The sequence below is a fragment of the Pseudoalteromonas sp. NZS71 genome, assembly GCF_015864715.1.
Lineage (GTDB): Bacteria > Pseudomonadota > Gammaproteobacteria > Enterobacterales > Alteromonadaceae > Pseudoalteromonas > Pseudoalteromonas arctica.
On sequence record NZ_JADYWS010000001.1, the window covers coordinates 98065 to 112337 of the forward strand.

A 14273-nucleotide genomic window follows, 5' to 3' on the forward strand; every position below is an offset into this window, starting at 1 on the left:
CCTTCCCTATTGTTTATAAACTTGCCCGGCTTTCATAACAAATTGCACGTTTTTAAGTACGTCGATATTTTTAAGCGGTGAGCCATTCACACTGATAATATCTGCTTGTTTACCAACACTCAAGTCGCCAATGAGTGCGCTTTGCCCCAGCAGTTTAGCTGCATGTATGGTTGCTGATTTAATAGCTTGGGCTTCGCTCATACCATTGTTTACCATTAAACTAAATTCGTTAGCATTGAGCCCATGACGCGACACCCCAGAGTCTGTTCCAAAAGCTATATTAACCTTGTTTTTCAGTGCAAGTTTAAACGAAGCCTGCATTTTTGGAGTCACTTCACGCACTTTGTCGGCTATTGCCGGTGGCATATTTGGATTTGTAAGCACCTCTTCACTTACCGTTGCACCCGCTAAAAGCGTCGGTACTAAATAAGCCCCCGTTTTTTTAAATAACTTTATTGCCTCTTTATCTAAATAAGAGCCATGCTCAATAGAATCTACACCGGCTTTTAAGGCCGCTTTTATACCTTGTGTACCGTGTGCATGCGCTGTAACTTTACGACCCAAGTGATGAGCAGTATCAACAATTGCAATCAGCTCTGCATCTGTAAGTTGTTGGTTAACACCAGCAGCGGTATTACTTAGTACTCCACCCGTGGCAGTAATTTTAATTACATCAGCGCCACTTTTAATTACCTCGCGTACCGCACGGCTACAATCATCCGCGCCATTACATATACCAATCCCGCCTGTAACCGCATCTGTAATATCTTTTCGATAACCGTGCATATCTGCGTGTCCACCGGTAGGCGATATTGTATTACCCGCTGCAAAAATGCGAGGGCCGTTAATATCATTTCGCTCAATAGCACGTTTTAGCGGAAATATTACTTTGTGATCGCTACCTAAATCTCGCACTGATGTAAAACCCGCATCGAGCGTACGTTGTAAATATTTAATTGAGCGCAAAGCATAATCGGCATCATATTCAGTTGCCCAGCGGTGAGGGTTTGCTTTAGCATCTCGCTCAAACGTAACGTGAACATGCATATCAATAAGACCAGGCATTACAAATTGATTTTTAAGATTTATAATATCGGCATCAGGTAGGTTAAGTTCTGCTTTTGTGAGGTAGCCGTTTTTAATGGCTGTTATTGAATTATCTGTTATGACTAACGTTTGCTCTGTTTTTACTTTTTGATCCTCGGATGCAAGTAAACTGCCCGCATAAATAATTTTATGCTGTTGAGCAAAAGCCCCATTTGCTATTAATGCCAGCGTTATTGCAGTGAATGTTGTTATTAGTGTTGTTTTCATACTTGCTCCTTTTTTGTACTAGCATTACCTTAAATAACCTGTAATTGCGAATATTTACGACACAAAGCATGCTATAAACTAGTCTTGAAAGCCGTTTTTTGGTATAACTCACCCATTAGTAATACATGTCAGACCACCTTAAGAGAACATACTATGCCTTACGCACATATCACTGGTTGGGGTAAATGCATTCCACCAGCAAGCATTAGCAACGATGAAATTAGTGAAATAGTTGATACCACCGACGAGTGGATAACCTCGCGTACAGGCATTAAATCTCGCCGAGTGAGCCATGTAAGTACCGCCGAGCTGGCAACCGTTGCAGCTAAGCATGCTATTGCGTGCGCAGGCGTTGATCCTAAAGATATTGATTTAGTAATATTAGCAACCTGTACACCTTCTACTGTTGTGGCAAATACCGCCTCACAAGTGCAAAAAAACATTGGTGCAACAGGCGCTGCCGCAATGGATACAAACGCGGCATGTTCGGGCTTTTTATATGCATTGCAAGCTGCTACAGCACAAATTCAAGCGGGTATGATCAAAAAAGCAGTGGTCATTGCCGCTGAGCGTATGACCTGGTACGTAAACTGGGCACGTCGCGATAGCGCTGTTTTATTTGGCGATGGCGCAGGTGCAGTAGTACTTGAAGCGACAGATACGCCAGCTGGTTTACTAGCAACCAAAACTGGTTGTGACAGTGAAGACCGCGATATTTTACACATCACTAACTTTGGTAGTGATTTAAATAAATATGAGCCAATTGGACCATCTGATTTATTATTTGAAGGTCGTGAAATTTTCAAACGTGCTGTTAAAGGCATGAGCGAAGCGTGCGACGATGTACTTAAACAAGCCGATTTGAGCCTTGATGACATTAATGTACTCGTTCCACACCAAGCTAACTTACGTATTATTCAAGCTATTCAGCATCGTTTAAAAGTACCTGACGAAAAAGTAATGGTTAACATTGGTGAGTATGGTAATACCTCTGCTGCTACGATTGCTATTGCGTTATGTGAAGCCGTTGAGCAAGGGTTAATTAAACCGCATTCAAACATTATGTCTGCTGCATTTGGTGCAGGCCTTACCTGGGCTGCAAGTTACATAAAATGGGGCGAACGCGTAACGCCTATTAGTGTAAGCGATGCCGCTTTACCGCCATGTGATAAAACCGGTTTAGAACTTGTAGCACCGGCCGTTAAAGCATGTAAAGAAGCGCAGCCAAGCTAACACAACATGTAGTAAGCAACATATAAAACGCACTTATTTAAGTGCGTTTTTGCTTTTTAAGGAATTAAATTTGAAACTTTTAGGTATTCACCACGCTGCGATTATTTGTAGTGACTATGCACGTTCTAAACACTTTTATAGCAATGTACTTAAACTTAACGTTATTAATGAGCACTTTAGAGCTGATCGTAATTCATATAAATTAGATTTAGCCATGCCAGATGGTAGCCAAATAGAGCTATTTTCGTTTGATGGAGCTCCCGCAAGACCAACCTATCCCGAAGCACAAGGCTTAAGACATTTAGCTTTTAAGGTAGCGGATATACAGATTGCAAAAACGTATTTAGAGTCGTGCGAAGTAAACGTTGAGGATATTAGAGTGGATGAAATAACCGGCAAAAAGTTTACCTTTTTTGCCGATCCAGATAACTTGCCACTTGAGCTTTATGAGGTTTAAAACTCATAAGCTCAAGTTCTTACTATTGAATCAAAAACTTATTTATTAAAACGATTTTGTAAGTAGTTAAATACAGCACGAATACCTAATGCTTCACCACCCGTTGGGCGACCTGGTAATGCACGTAAGTTCCACGCCATTACATCAAAATGTACCCACGGTGTTGTTGGTTCAACAAATTCTTTTAAGTAAAGCGCTGCAGTAATAGCACCACCAAACGGTGTACTTGCGCAGTTTGCCATATCGGCTACATCACTTTTTAGTAAGCTTTTATATTGCTCAAACAACGGAAGTTGCCAAACAGGATCATGGACACTTAAACCTGCATCAATAATACCGTTTGCTACATCGCGCTCTGTTGAGAAAAAGCCCGGAAGCTCCGTGCCTAACGCAACACGACATGCACCCGTAAGGGTAGCAAAATCAATAATTAGCTCAGGATTATCGTTTTGTGCTTCGCTTAATGCATCACACAATACTAAGCGCCCTTCTGCGTCTGTATTATCAATTTCGACCATAATGCCTTTGCGTGTTTTAACAACATCGCCAGGGCGAAATGCATTGCGCGATACTGCATTTTCAACAGCAGGTACAAGCACTCGTAATCTAATTGGTAAGTTAGCTGCCATAATAAGCTGTGCTAGTGCAATTACGTGCGCCGCGCCACCCATGTCTTTTTTCATGTTACGCATGCCAGAGCTTGGTTTTAAATCAAGTCCGCCTGAGTCAAAACATACGCCCTTACCTACTAGTGTAATTAATGGAGCATCTGTCGCACCCCATTTTAAATCAAGTAAACGCGGTTTATTTTCGCTTGCACGACCCACCATGTGAATAGTCGGGTAGTTTTGCTCTAGTAACTCATCGCCAATCCACTGTGAAAATTCGCCATTGTAAGTTGCAGCTAAATCTTCCATTACTTGCGATAAATGTTGCGGCATCATGTCTACCGCTGGCGTATTAACTAAATCACGTGCAAGTGTAATGGCATCAGCTTGTTGGCTAATACGCTCAAACAACGCTTTATCGCTAATGGCTAATTGCGCTTTTGCTGTTGGTTTTTCTTTATATTCACTAAATTCGTAACCACCAAGCACAAACCCTAAAGCAACTTGCTCTACAAAAGCGCTCTCACCTTGAATTTGATAAGTACCAGTAGGAAGTGTATTTGCTAAATTACCCGCAGCCCAAAAATCATCGCTACTTTGCATTAAACAAAATACCTGGCTTAACTCGCCCGTTTTAGCATCAGGGATTAAAGCAACACCTTGCTTTTCGAAACCTGTATTAGTTAACCAATTTTGTATAAATGCAGGCTGCTGTGCTTGCCAGTCAGATAATTCGTTTTTAAGAATAAAAGATAAAGGAATACCAGAAGATGTATGACGTAGTAATGCACTCATTAAAAAGCTCATATAATATAAAAATGGTACTTAAGAGCATATCAATAAGCGCACCTAAAAGGTATCGCTAATTTGAAGGGATTTTAGCTACTTTTTTAAGCTATTTTTGGATTCTTGCTTTTGATTTTCTTGATCTATTTTAGCATCAAGTTCTTTAATAGATTTGTTCATATTAAACGAACTTGGCAGTACATCAACTCCCACTAAACTCCCTAATTTAACAACTAAAGGAATTGTAAGCGGGGCAAAAGGTAATACTGCAAACACACCGAGCCCTAACCCTTTTAAAATATCAACAAACTGTTCATTAGCGCGTTTTAACTCCTCTTTACTTGTTTGGCCTTGAGTGTAGCGCCTATAAATAGAGAGCATTTCTTTGGTTTCTTGTTTTTCTTGCGCAAGTGCAATTTTAAGCGCCACCATAGCACGGCGAAAACGCAGCTGTTGGCGTTTTTTACTAATTTTAACTACCCGCCAAGGTGCACGGTGAATAACTTTATATAATCGCATAACTTTTATTTTTACACAGCAGCACGGGTTCACAAAGAATAATTTACTTACAACATCCTTTAACTTATCCTTTGCACCAAATTAGTATTAAATACATACAACAACACTGAATATGACAAACCAACTACCGCAAAAACCTGAAAAACCAAAATCTGATGAATGTTGTGGTGGTGGCAGTTGCTGCCCCTGTGTGTGGGATGAATATAAAGAAAAATTAGTGGCTTGGCGCTGCATACAAAACATTAAAAAACACAAGGAAGAAACAAATAAATAACATTTTAATATTTCCAACGCATTAAAATTCCTCTTAACAACCCTATTTGCACTTATTTAGTTCATTTCCACTTCACTTTGCACCACTGTTGCATTTTTTATTAAATTGAACCTTTTTGTTATCAAACGGTTAATTAACAATTGCTCTCCTCGTTTTTTACCTATAGTCTGTAGATAGGACTTCACAAAAAGTAAGCTTAATTGATTAGGCTTTTGAGGTAAGACCTCAAACTTATGTGAAACAAAAATTAAGTAAAAAATAAATGATGTGAAATTAGCATCAAAAATAAGAATTATTCTAACTGGGGAAAATTAGAATGAAATTAAAAAATAATGCGCTAAACCAAGCAATCAAATTTGCTTTAGCTACAACCACTGCAGGGTTGTTTTTTTCGGGTTCTGCTATTGCAGCAGACGAGCAACAGCAAACTAAAGTAAATAAAAACGTAGAGAAAATTGCCGTAGTAGGTACGCGCTCAGCTCCACGTTCAATCGGTGACTCACCAGTTCCAATCGATATTATTGGCGGCGAAGAATTAGAAAGATCAGGTAATACCGACATGCTTGAGCTTTTAAAAGGTGCCGTGCCATCTTTTAACGTACATCAAAATCCTATTAGTGATGCGGCCTCTCTTGTTCGCCCAGCTAACTTACGTGGTTTACCATCAGACAGCACATTGGTTCTTTTAAACGGCAAACGTCGTCATCGTGCTTCTGTAATTGCATTTTTAGGCGGTGGTATTAACGATGGCGCGCAAGGCGCAGATATTTCAGTTATTCCAAGCATTGCTATTAAACAAGTAGAAGTACTTCGTGATGGCGCAGCTGCACAATATGGTTCTGATGCAATCGCCGGTGTAATGAACTTCCAACTAAAAGACGCTTCTGAAGGTGGTAAATTAGAAATCCGCCATGGTCAATTTTATGAAGGTGATGGCGATACAACACAAGTGTCGGGTAACGTGGGTTTACCGTTTACCGACAATGGCTTTGCTAATTTAAGCTTTCAATATAAAACAGCTGATGCAACAAGCCGCTCAGTTCAACGTGCCGATGCCGCAGCACTTTCAGCTGCCGGTGTTCCTGATGTATCTTCTCTTGCACAAGTATGGGGCGCACCAGAAGTAAACGACGATATTACAATTTTTGGTAACGTAGGTTTAGAGCTAACAAACGATTCTGAATTTTACATGTTTGGTAATTACTCTGAACGTGATGTACGTGGTGGCTTTTACTACCGTAACCCGCAAACACGTTCTGGCGTTTACTCAAATGATGGTGGCGAAACACTACTTGTTGCAGATTTAACACCTGATATGAGCGCTAACTGTCCTACTATTGCAATAACAGATGGCAACGTATTAGATGATCCTGCTTATATAAATGGTGTAGCGAACAACCCAGATTGTTTTGCCTTTAACGAAACGCTTCCAGGTGGCTTTACACCTAACTTTGGCGGCAACATTACTGATACTTCTTTAACTATTGGTACTAAAGGGCGATTCACTGGTGGTTTCTTAAAAGATACTTACTATGACTTAAGCGGTACTGTGGGTTTAAATGAATCACGTTACTTCATCTATGACACGGTTAATGCTTCTTTAGGTGCAGATACACCACGTGACTTCAGTCCGGGTAAATATGAACAGCTAGAGAAAAACTTTAACTTTGATTTATCAAAGGGTGTCGACTTTGGTTTAGCTTATGATGTAAACATTGCCGGTGGTTTTGAATGGCATGAAGAAACATTCACTATCATTTCTGGTGATGAAGAATCTTACACAGCAGGCCCTTTAACAGCACAAGGTTTTGGTATTGGCTCTAACGGCTTCCCTGGTTTTAAACCATCACAAGCAGGTGAGTTTTCTCGTCGTAACTATGCAGCGTATGTTGATGTTGAAGCACCATTTACTGAAGATTTCTTAATGGGCGTAGCGCTTCGCTTTGAAGACTACGACAGCTTTGGTACTACAACTAACTACAAAGTAATGGCTCAATACCATTTAACTGAAGATTTAAATATTCGTGGTTCTGTAAGTAGCGGTTTCCGTGCACCTACAGTTGGTCAAGCTAACGTAAGTAACGTACAAACAAGCTTAGACAGCGGTGTATTACAAGATTCAGCGCTTCTTCCACCAACAAACCCTATTGCAGTGCAATTAGGTGGTACAGAGCTTGAGCCGGAAGAATCACAAAGCTATACACTTGGTGCTGTATACACAATCGGCGAGTTATTTTTAACGCTTGATTACTACAACATACAAGTAGATGACCGTATTAGCCAATCAGATAAAATCAACTTAAGCCAAGCAGATAAAGATACACTTACAGCAGCTGGAGTTCCTAATGTACAAGGTCTTGCTCAGGTAAGCTTTTTTACAAATGACTTTGATACAACAACTCAAGGTATCGATTTAGTTGCAAACTATACTGCTGAACTAATGGGCGGTAGCTCTACATTTAGCCTTGCTTATAACTGGAATGATACTGAAGTAACTCAATTTAGTGAAATTACAGGTGCGTTTAAAGTTAAACGCTTAGAAGAAGATTTACCTAACCATCGTGCAACGTTCACATTGTCTCAACAATGGGAATCAGTTTCTGCATTTGCTCGTGCAAACTACTACGGCGAATACCAAGGTGTTCACGTTGATTATGATGCAACAGCTAAAACAGCAGATGCTGCAGTCACTATTGATGCTGAAGTAACTTACTTCTTAAATGAATCAGTTAGCTTCTCTGTAGGCGCTCAAAACTTATTCGACCAAGATGCTGAAAAACTTGATTTTGCAGATGCAACGGGTATCCCTAATAACAACTGGGGTGGTCAGTTCTACGAAACATCTCCGTTTGGTATTAACGGTGGCTTTTACTACGCTAAAGCAACATATACTTTTTAAACTATTTTCATGAAGAACCAAAGGCGAAATGTTAAAGACATTTCGCCTTTTTAATTTTATAGTTAATAAAAATAATAATGAACAATACCAATTGCATTGAATAAGTGTTCTATTATAGCGCTCAGAAAATAGCGTAATAACAAGGCGAAAACTATGATATGTAGTTGCTCTATATGAATAATTTTTAACGCAGTGAGTTCGCTATTTAATGCGATAGAATGATTATTTTTTTAATAAAATTGGTATAACTATGTTACTTAATAAAGCCAACCAACTACTGCAACAAAATAAACTCAAAGAAGCTGAGTTTCATTTTAAAACGCTATTAAATAGTAACCCTGAAAATGGTGAAGCTTTATTTGGCTTAGGCAGAATTGCCTTACGACTAGAACGTTATGACGCTGGCGTATACCTACTCCAAAAAGCCTGTGAGCGCTTGCCTCATATGCTTGAACCATTACACGCCCTTGCTGATGCATTTAACGGTGTTAATTCGCCAAACGATGCGTTAACGGTGCTCGAATACGCTAAGAAATTAGCAAGTCATAACCCAGAGCCTCATTACTACTTAGCACAGCACTATTTAACACATGGCGAGTTAGATAAAGCCCATACAACCTTTGCTCATGCACTCAGTATTGGGGTATACCCTGTAACAGCTTATATTTTATTTGAACTTGTGCAGTTAGGCCGCTTTGATAAAGAGCATAATTATGTAAGTAATTTGCATCACTTATTAACTCAAACGAGCAATTTACGCTTAAAAATGGTGTGTTACTACGCATTAGCAAACAGTTACGATGCACTTGAAGATACCGAGCAAGCATTTAATTATTTTATATTGGCGAATAAATTACAAAGAAAATTAAGTGAATTTAACACTAAAGATTTAATCCCTTTTTACGATGAAATAATAAAATACAACACCGAGGAATTTATTGCCTCCGCCGATAAAAAATTTACCCGTAATATTACACCTGTATTTATTATTGGTATGCCTCGTAGTGGCTCTACCCTCCTGGAGCAAATATTGGCAAGCCATAGTCAGTTTTCGAGCCTAGGAGAAAGTACGAGTATTAGTAATAACGCGGTTGCTTTTATCGAACAAAAAACGGGAGTTGCTTACCCGCAATGTTTAGCGCATTTAACACCTGACTTAATCAAAAAAGCCCGCGAGCTTTATATCACAACATTAAAAACAGCATCGCCCATCAGACCTTTTATAATAAATAAACTGCCGAGTAATTATCAGTCGCTCGGACTAATATATATCCTATTTCCAAATGCCAAATTTATAAATTTAAGTCGTAATTTTAATGCTACTGCGTTTTCTATTTTCACTAATTACTTTGCCGAAAACGAGCCTTATTTTTGCTCACTACCTGAGTTTAAGCTTTACCATAGTGTGTATGAAAAACTGATGAGCCATTGGCACTCCTTTAAAGGTATGCCAATTTATGATGTCAGTTACGAAGATTTAGTGAGCAACCCAAAAGAGCAGCTAACGCAGTTACTTGGCTTTTTAAACTGTCATTTTGAAGAGCGCTGCTTAGCGTTTTATAAACAAAAAACACCGGTAACCACGTTGAGTAAACATGCTATTCGCCAACCTATTAATAACGCCGCAATCGCTAAGTGGGAGCGTTACAAAACACCTCTTTTAAAGTTACTTGATGAGAATTAATCGGACGTGCTTTAAACCAATTAAGTAAATCTTTAAATTGATCATCACGCGCACTTGGGTTGGTAAGCATATTAATATGATCGTAATCAAAATTATGCCCGTGTTTACGACCGTAAATTCGCATTTGTTGAATGCCAGGCCCTGATTCGTCCATAAACTTTTGAATATCGATTGGTTGCGCTAATGCTTTATCTTTTACCGCAGCAATATGAAGCGTTGGCGGTAAATGCAGGTTGTTTAGCGCTTTTGCATAATCAAAATTATCATCAGAATCTATCCATGGCTTCTTTTTAGCCCATTGCATACTTTGATAATGCGACTTTTGAGTTTCGTTATCGCTTCCCCACTTATAACCTTTAGCATTTAAATAGCCGTGTTTTTTAGCAAGTAAAGGTGCCATAAAATACCAAATTAAATTGGCTTGTAATAATTTTTGAGGATGATTATTAAATAAAGAACGCTTAGAGCCAAAATACACACACGCTTTTACATCATTAATATATTCTGGAAAACGTGCAAACGCGCTGTTCATCAATACCCCGCCCCAAGAGTGAGCGACCCAGTAGTCAGGCTTCTTGCCTTCAATCAACTCTATTTGCTTAATAAAGGCTGGAATATCTTCTAAAATGGCCTCGGTTTGCCCGTACTTAGCGTCACTTGAAATAATCGGCTTACTATCACCTCGGCCACGTAAATCAGCCACATAGCATCGGTACCCATGCTCAGCCAAAAAAGGGGCAAGCCCTTTATTAGAATGGGTGTAAAAAATTTTACCGTTTTCTACAGCTCCATGCATAAAAAATACGACAGGCCCTTGCTGATTATCATCGCTGATTCGACGTAAATGAAGTGTTTGGTGAGCGTCTAAATTGATAATTATTGATTGCTGAGAAATCGCCACAGTTATTCCTTTTTATTATTTTCAACTCATCCTACCAGCAATATTAAATATACCAAAGGAAATGTCTGCACTTTACTCATCAGCATTTGTTACAATCACCACATCATATCTGTTGTTAAAATGAAGCCATGAAAGAAAATAAAGCACGTTCAAAATTACACCCTCGTAACCTACATAAAAATGGGTACGACTTCGATTTATTAACAACAGAGCACCCTGCTCTACTGCCTTTTGTTATAACCACACCTGCAGGTACTAAAAGTATTGATTTTAGTGATAACAAAGCCGTTAAAACACTTAATCAAGGGCTTTTAAAAGCTCACTACAATATTGATTTTTGGGATATTCCTGAGCATAATTTATGCCCACCTATACCTGGGCGTGTTGACTACATTCATTACTTAGCCGACTTATTAAGTGACGATAACCAACAACAAATACCTTTAGGTAAGCAAATTAAAGTGCTTGATATTGGCACTGGCGCTAACTTAGTTTATCCGCTTACTGGTACAAGTGAATATAAATGGCATTTTACAGGGACTGATATTGATGCAGCCTCAGTAAAAATAGCAAAACAAATTGCTCAGTTTAATGGTTTAAAAATAACCCTAAAACAACAAAAAAACGCATCACATATTTTTAAAGGCGTTGTAAATCAAAAAGATCTATATCATTTAACGCTCTGTAACCCTCCGTTTCATGCAAACGAAGAAGAGGCAAGTAAAGGCAGTGAACGTAAATGGAGAAACTTAGGAAAAACACCCAGTAGCACACTTAACTTTGGTGGCCATAATAATGAATTATGGTGTGAAGGCGGTGAAGTACAGTTTATCTCTAATATGATTAAAGAAAGCGAAGACTTTGCAGAGCAAGTACTGTGGTTTACGTCGTTAGTCTCTAAAAAAGATAATATTGCAGCCCTTGAAGAGGTATTAAAAGCCCACCCAATAGCACAATATAAAATAGTTGATATGGCACAAGGTCAAAAAATTAGCCGCTTTATTGCATGGAGCTACTTTGATAAAGAAACCCGTGAACAAATTTGTAGCGAGCTGGCTTAGTACCAATTTTATTAAAAACAATAAAAAGGATAAGGCAATCATGATAGATTTTCGATCTGATACAGTTACAAAACCAACAAAAACAATGCGCGATATTATGTACAACGCACCGGTTGGTGACGATGTATATGGTGATGATGAAAGCGTTAACCAACTAGAAGCCTATGCGTGTAAGCGTTTTAATTTTGAAGCCGCACTTTATTGCAGCTCAGGTACACAAGCCAACTTACTTGCAATAATGGCGCATTGTGAGCGAGGTGACGAATACATTTGTGGCCAAAATGCTCACAACTATAAGTTTGAGGGCGGCGGAGCAGCTGTTTTAGGGTCTGTGCAACCACAGCCTATTGAAAACGATGCTGATGGCAGTATACCTTTTAGTAAAATAACGACCGCTATAAAACCAGACGATTGTCATTTTGCAAAAACGCGATTACTTAGCTTAGAAAATACCATAGGCGGAAAAGTACTCCCGCTTGAGTACTTAGCCCAAGCTCGTGACTTTGTTAATACACATAATTTAGCACTGCACTTAGACGGCGCACGTGCTTTTAATGCCGCTGTTGAGCTAAATATTGATATCACTGAAATTACAAAACACTTTGATTCAGTTTCTATTTGTTTATCTAAAGGATTGGGGGCGCCCGTAGGCTCTTTATTATTAGGCTCACCAGCACTTATTAATAAAGCAAGACGATGGAGAAAAGTACTTGGTGGCGGTATGCGCCAAGCCGGAATGCTTGCAGCCGCCGGGCAGTTTGCACTTGAGCACAATGTAGAGCGCTTAAAAGACGATCATGCAAATGCACGTTATTTGGCTAAACAATTAAGTGAAATCAGTGGTTTTAATGTAGATCTGAGTAACACCACTAATATGGTTTACGCAACATACACTAGCAGTATAAACATTGAAGAGATTGCTGAGGCACTTAAACAACAAGGTATACTATTTAGCCCAAGCAAGCAGCTTAGGCTAGTAACGCATTTAGATATTACGCGCGAAGATATTGATACATTTTTAAATGCTTTGTCGGCCCATATTTAACGCGGCTTTATAATGTTTGCGGCATACCGAAACATATCGGTCATTGCCGCCAATTTCTACTTGGTTACCATCGGCTATTGCTTCACCATTTTCATCGGTACGCAGTACATGGTTTGCTTTACGTCCACAGTGGCATACAGTTTTAAGCTCAACTAACTTATCAGCCCACGCAAGCAAATATTGCGACCCTATAAATAGCTCGCCTCTAAAGTCGTTGCGCAAGCCATAACACAATACCGGTATACCTAATTCATCAACCACATCGGTTAATTGCATTACTTGTTCTTTTGATAAAAATTGGCACTCGTCAACTAACACACAATGGCGTTTTTTTTCATTATTGAGTGATTGAATAAGATCAAAAACATCTTTCCTAGCATCAAATACATGCGCATCTGCTTGCAAGCCAATACGAGACGATACTTTACCCACGCCTTGTCTATCATCAATGGCAGCAGTAAGGATCACAGGTTCCATGCCACGTTCTTTATAATTAAATGCAGATTGTAATAACGTGGTTGATTTACCTGCATTCATTGCAGAGTAGTAAAAGTATAATTGAGCCATTGTGGTGCCATTTTATAAAAAGTGCGCTTATGCTACCTTAATATTAAATTAATACCAATTTACAAACGCGAATTTAATGAGGTTATTTAGGTGTTTGTAAGTATTTAATATACACAGGTGCACTTTCAAATTTTGATAGCCAATGCCATATTTCCCAACTTAGAGTGTTATTTTCTTCGTAGAATTTTTTTGAAAAAACAAGGTAACCATGGCTGGTTTCGTAAGGGGGATAAATAGGTTTGACATTATTACCCTCATACGGATAACTCGACACTTTTAAGCCATCAACTTGGCATAGATCAACGCTCGCCTGCACCACGCCCTTATCTAGCAACTCAAAAGCTTTGCTTTTAGAAAACGTATTATGAATAAAAAATGGCTCTTCTTTTAACGCGCTATTTAGTCCATAGCCATTAGGAATAGCTATCGTAAATGCTTTATTTTGAAATACTTCGCGAGTCTCCCATTCTTTATGAAATTTATAACGCCCTATAAGGCAGCTACTAAATTCACTTACTGCATAGTCATCTTGTAACTTACCTTGCTGATCAACAGGGTAAACAGCAACGTTTTCTCGTCCTTTGCGGTAACTGGCAATAACAGCATTAACTCGATTAAATTCTAAATCGCTTAAGCATCTACGCCATGGTTTTCTAACAAACTTAATCTCAACACCATCAATCGCTTTATCTAATAAACTTAAAACCTCAACTGAGGCATCAGGTTGATCAATAGGTATAGCCTTATCAACACCTAAAAATAGTGGTGCTGCGTTTTTATCTTCATAACAAAAAAGTAATTCTTTGGCCGTAACGCCATCGCAAAAAACAATACACTTCAAAACAAAAATATAAAGCAACGTTCTAATTTTCATAGTGATTTTTATTTATAAACTAAATCTACAGTGTAGTATGTAGAACTAAAC

At 38.8% G+C, this 14273-nt stretch carries 13 protein-coding genes; 7 read left to right on the plus strand and 6 right to left on the minus strand.

From position 1 onward, the window contains the following. Positions 1 to 6: 6 nt before the first annotated feature. Positions 7 to 1314, minus strand: a complete 1308-nt coding sequence (locus I6E85_RS00435; protein ID WP_024591847.1) for an amidohydrolase family protein — start codon at positions 1312 to 1314, stop codon at positions 7 to 9. 153 nt (positions 1315 to 1467) lie between these two features. Here I6E85_RS00435 and I6E85_RS00440 point away from each other — a divergent pair, with 153 nt between their 5' ends. Next, the gene (locus I6E85_RS00440; protein ID WP_024591848.1) at positions 1468 to 2547 is read left to right on the plus strand and encodes a ketoacyl-ACP synthase III; all 1080 of its coding nucleotides are present in this window, start codon (positions 1468 to 1470) and stop codon (positions 2545 to 2547) included. A gap of 70 nt (positions 2548 to 2617) precedes the next feature. Next, a complete protein-coding gene (locus tag I6E85_RS00445) occupies positions 2618 to 3004 on the plus strand; it encodes a VOC family protein (protein WP_024591849.1) in 387 nt (128 codons plus the stop codon). Positions 3005 to 3042: 38 nt separating this feature from the next. Here I6E85_RS00445 and I6E85_RS00450 read toward each other — a convergent pair whose 3' ends face one another. Continuing rightward, positions 3043 to 4407 carry a M17 family metallopeptidase gene (locus I6E85_RS00450; RefSeq protein WP_010553989.1) on the minus strand — a complete coding sequence of 455 codons (1365 nt, stop codon included), beginning with the start codon at positions 4405 to 4407 and terminating at the stop codon, positions 3043 to 3045. A gap of 87 nt (positions 4408 to 4494) precedes the next feature. Next, entirely contained in the window at positions 4495 to 4917 is a 423-nt protein-coding gene (locus tag I6E85_RS00455; RefSeq protein ID WP_007582356.1) for a hypothetical protein, read from the minus strand. 112 nt (positions 4918 to 5029) lie between these two features. Here I6E85_RS00455 and I6E85_RS00460 point away from each other — a divergent pair, with 112 nt between their 5' ends. From I6E85_RS00460 to I6E85_RS00470, 3 genes are all read left to right on the plus strand, one after another. After that, a complete protein-coding gene (locus I6E85_RS00460) occupies positions 5030 to 5191 on the plus strand; it encodes an oxidoreductase-like domain-containing protein (RefSeq protein WP_081709178.1) in 162 nt (53 codons plus the stop codon). Between the two features lie 316 nt (positions 5192 to 5507). Further along, positions 5508 to 8090: a TonB-dependent siderophore receptor gene (locus tag I6E85_RS00465; RefSeq protein ID WP_010553992.1), complete on the plus strand. Its 2583-nt coding sequence runs from the start codon at positions 5508 to 5510 to the stop codon at positions 8088 to 8090. A gap of 250 nt (positions 8091 to 8340) precedes the next feature. Further along, positions 8341 to 9774, plus strand: coding sequence for a sulfotransferase (locus I6E85_RS00470; RefSeq protein ID WP_024591850.1), 1434 nt, complete (start codon positions 8341 to 8343; stop codon positions 9772 to 9774). Here I6E85_RS00470 and I6E85_RS00475 read toward each other — a convergent pair. Then, on the minus strand, positions 9722 to 10675 hold the full coding sequence (locus I6E85_RS00475; protein WP_024591851.1) for an alpha/beta fold hydrolase: 954 nt from the start codon (positions 10673 to 10675) through the stop codon (positions 9722 to 9724). The two genes, I6E85_RS00470 and I6E85_RS00475, sit on opposite strands and share 53 nt — an antisense overlap. Before the next feature lie 128 nt (positions 10676 to 10803). On the opposite strand from I6E85_RS00475, the gene rlmF reads away from it, so the two are divergent. Continuing rightward, positions 10804 to 11736 (plus strand): 23S rRNA (adenine(1618)-N(6))-methyltransferase RlmF, encoded by a 933-nt coding sequence (rlmF, locus tag I6E85_RS00480; RefSeq protein WP_024591852.1) that lies wholly within the window; start codon positions 10804 to 10806, stop codon positions 11734 to 11736. Between the two features lie 40 nt (positions 11737 to 11776). Beyond that, a complete protein-coding gene (gene ltaE, locus I6E85_RS00485) occupies positions 11777 to 12781 on the plus strand; it encodes a low-specificity L-threonine aldolase (RefSeq protein ID WP_024591853.1) in 1005 nt (334 codons plus the stop codon). Here the strand turns inward: ltaE and I6E85_RS00490 are convergent. Continuing rightward, on the minus strand, positions 12755 to 13348 hold the full coding sequence (locus I6E85_RS00490; RefSeq protein WP_024591854.1) for a thymidine kinase: 594 nt from the start codon (positions 13346 to 13348) through the stop codon (positions 12755 to 12757). The two genes, ltaE and I6E85_RS00490, sit on opposite strands and share 27 nt — an antisense overlap. Before the next feature lie 82 nt (positions 13349 to 13430). Beyond that, positions 13431 to 14222, minus strand: a complete 792-nt coding sequence (locus I6E85_RS00495; protein ID WP_024591855.1) for an amino acid ABC transporter substrate-binding protein — start codon at positions 14220 to 14222, stop codon at positions 13431 to 13433. Positions 14223 to 14273 lie beyond the last annotated feature (51 nt).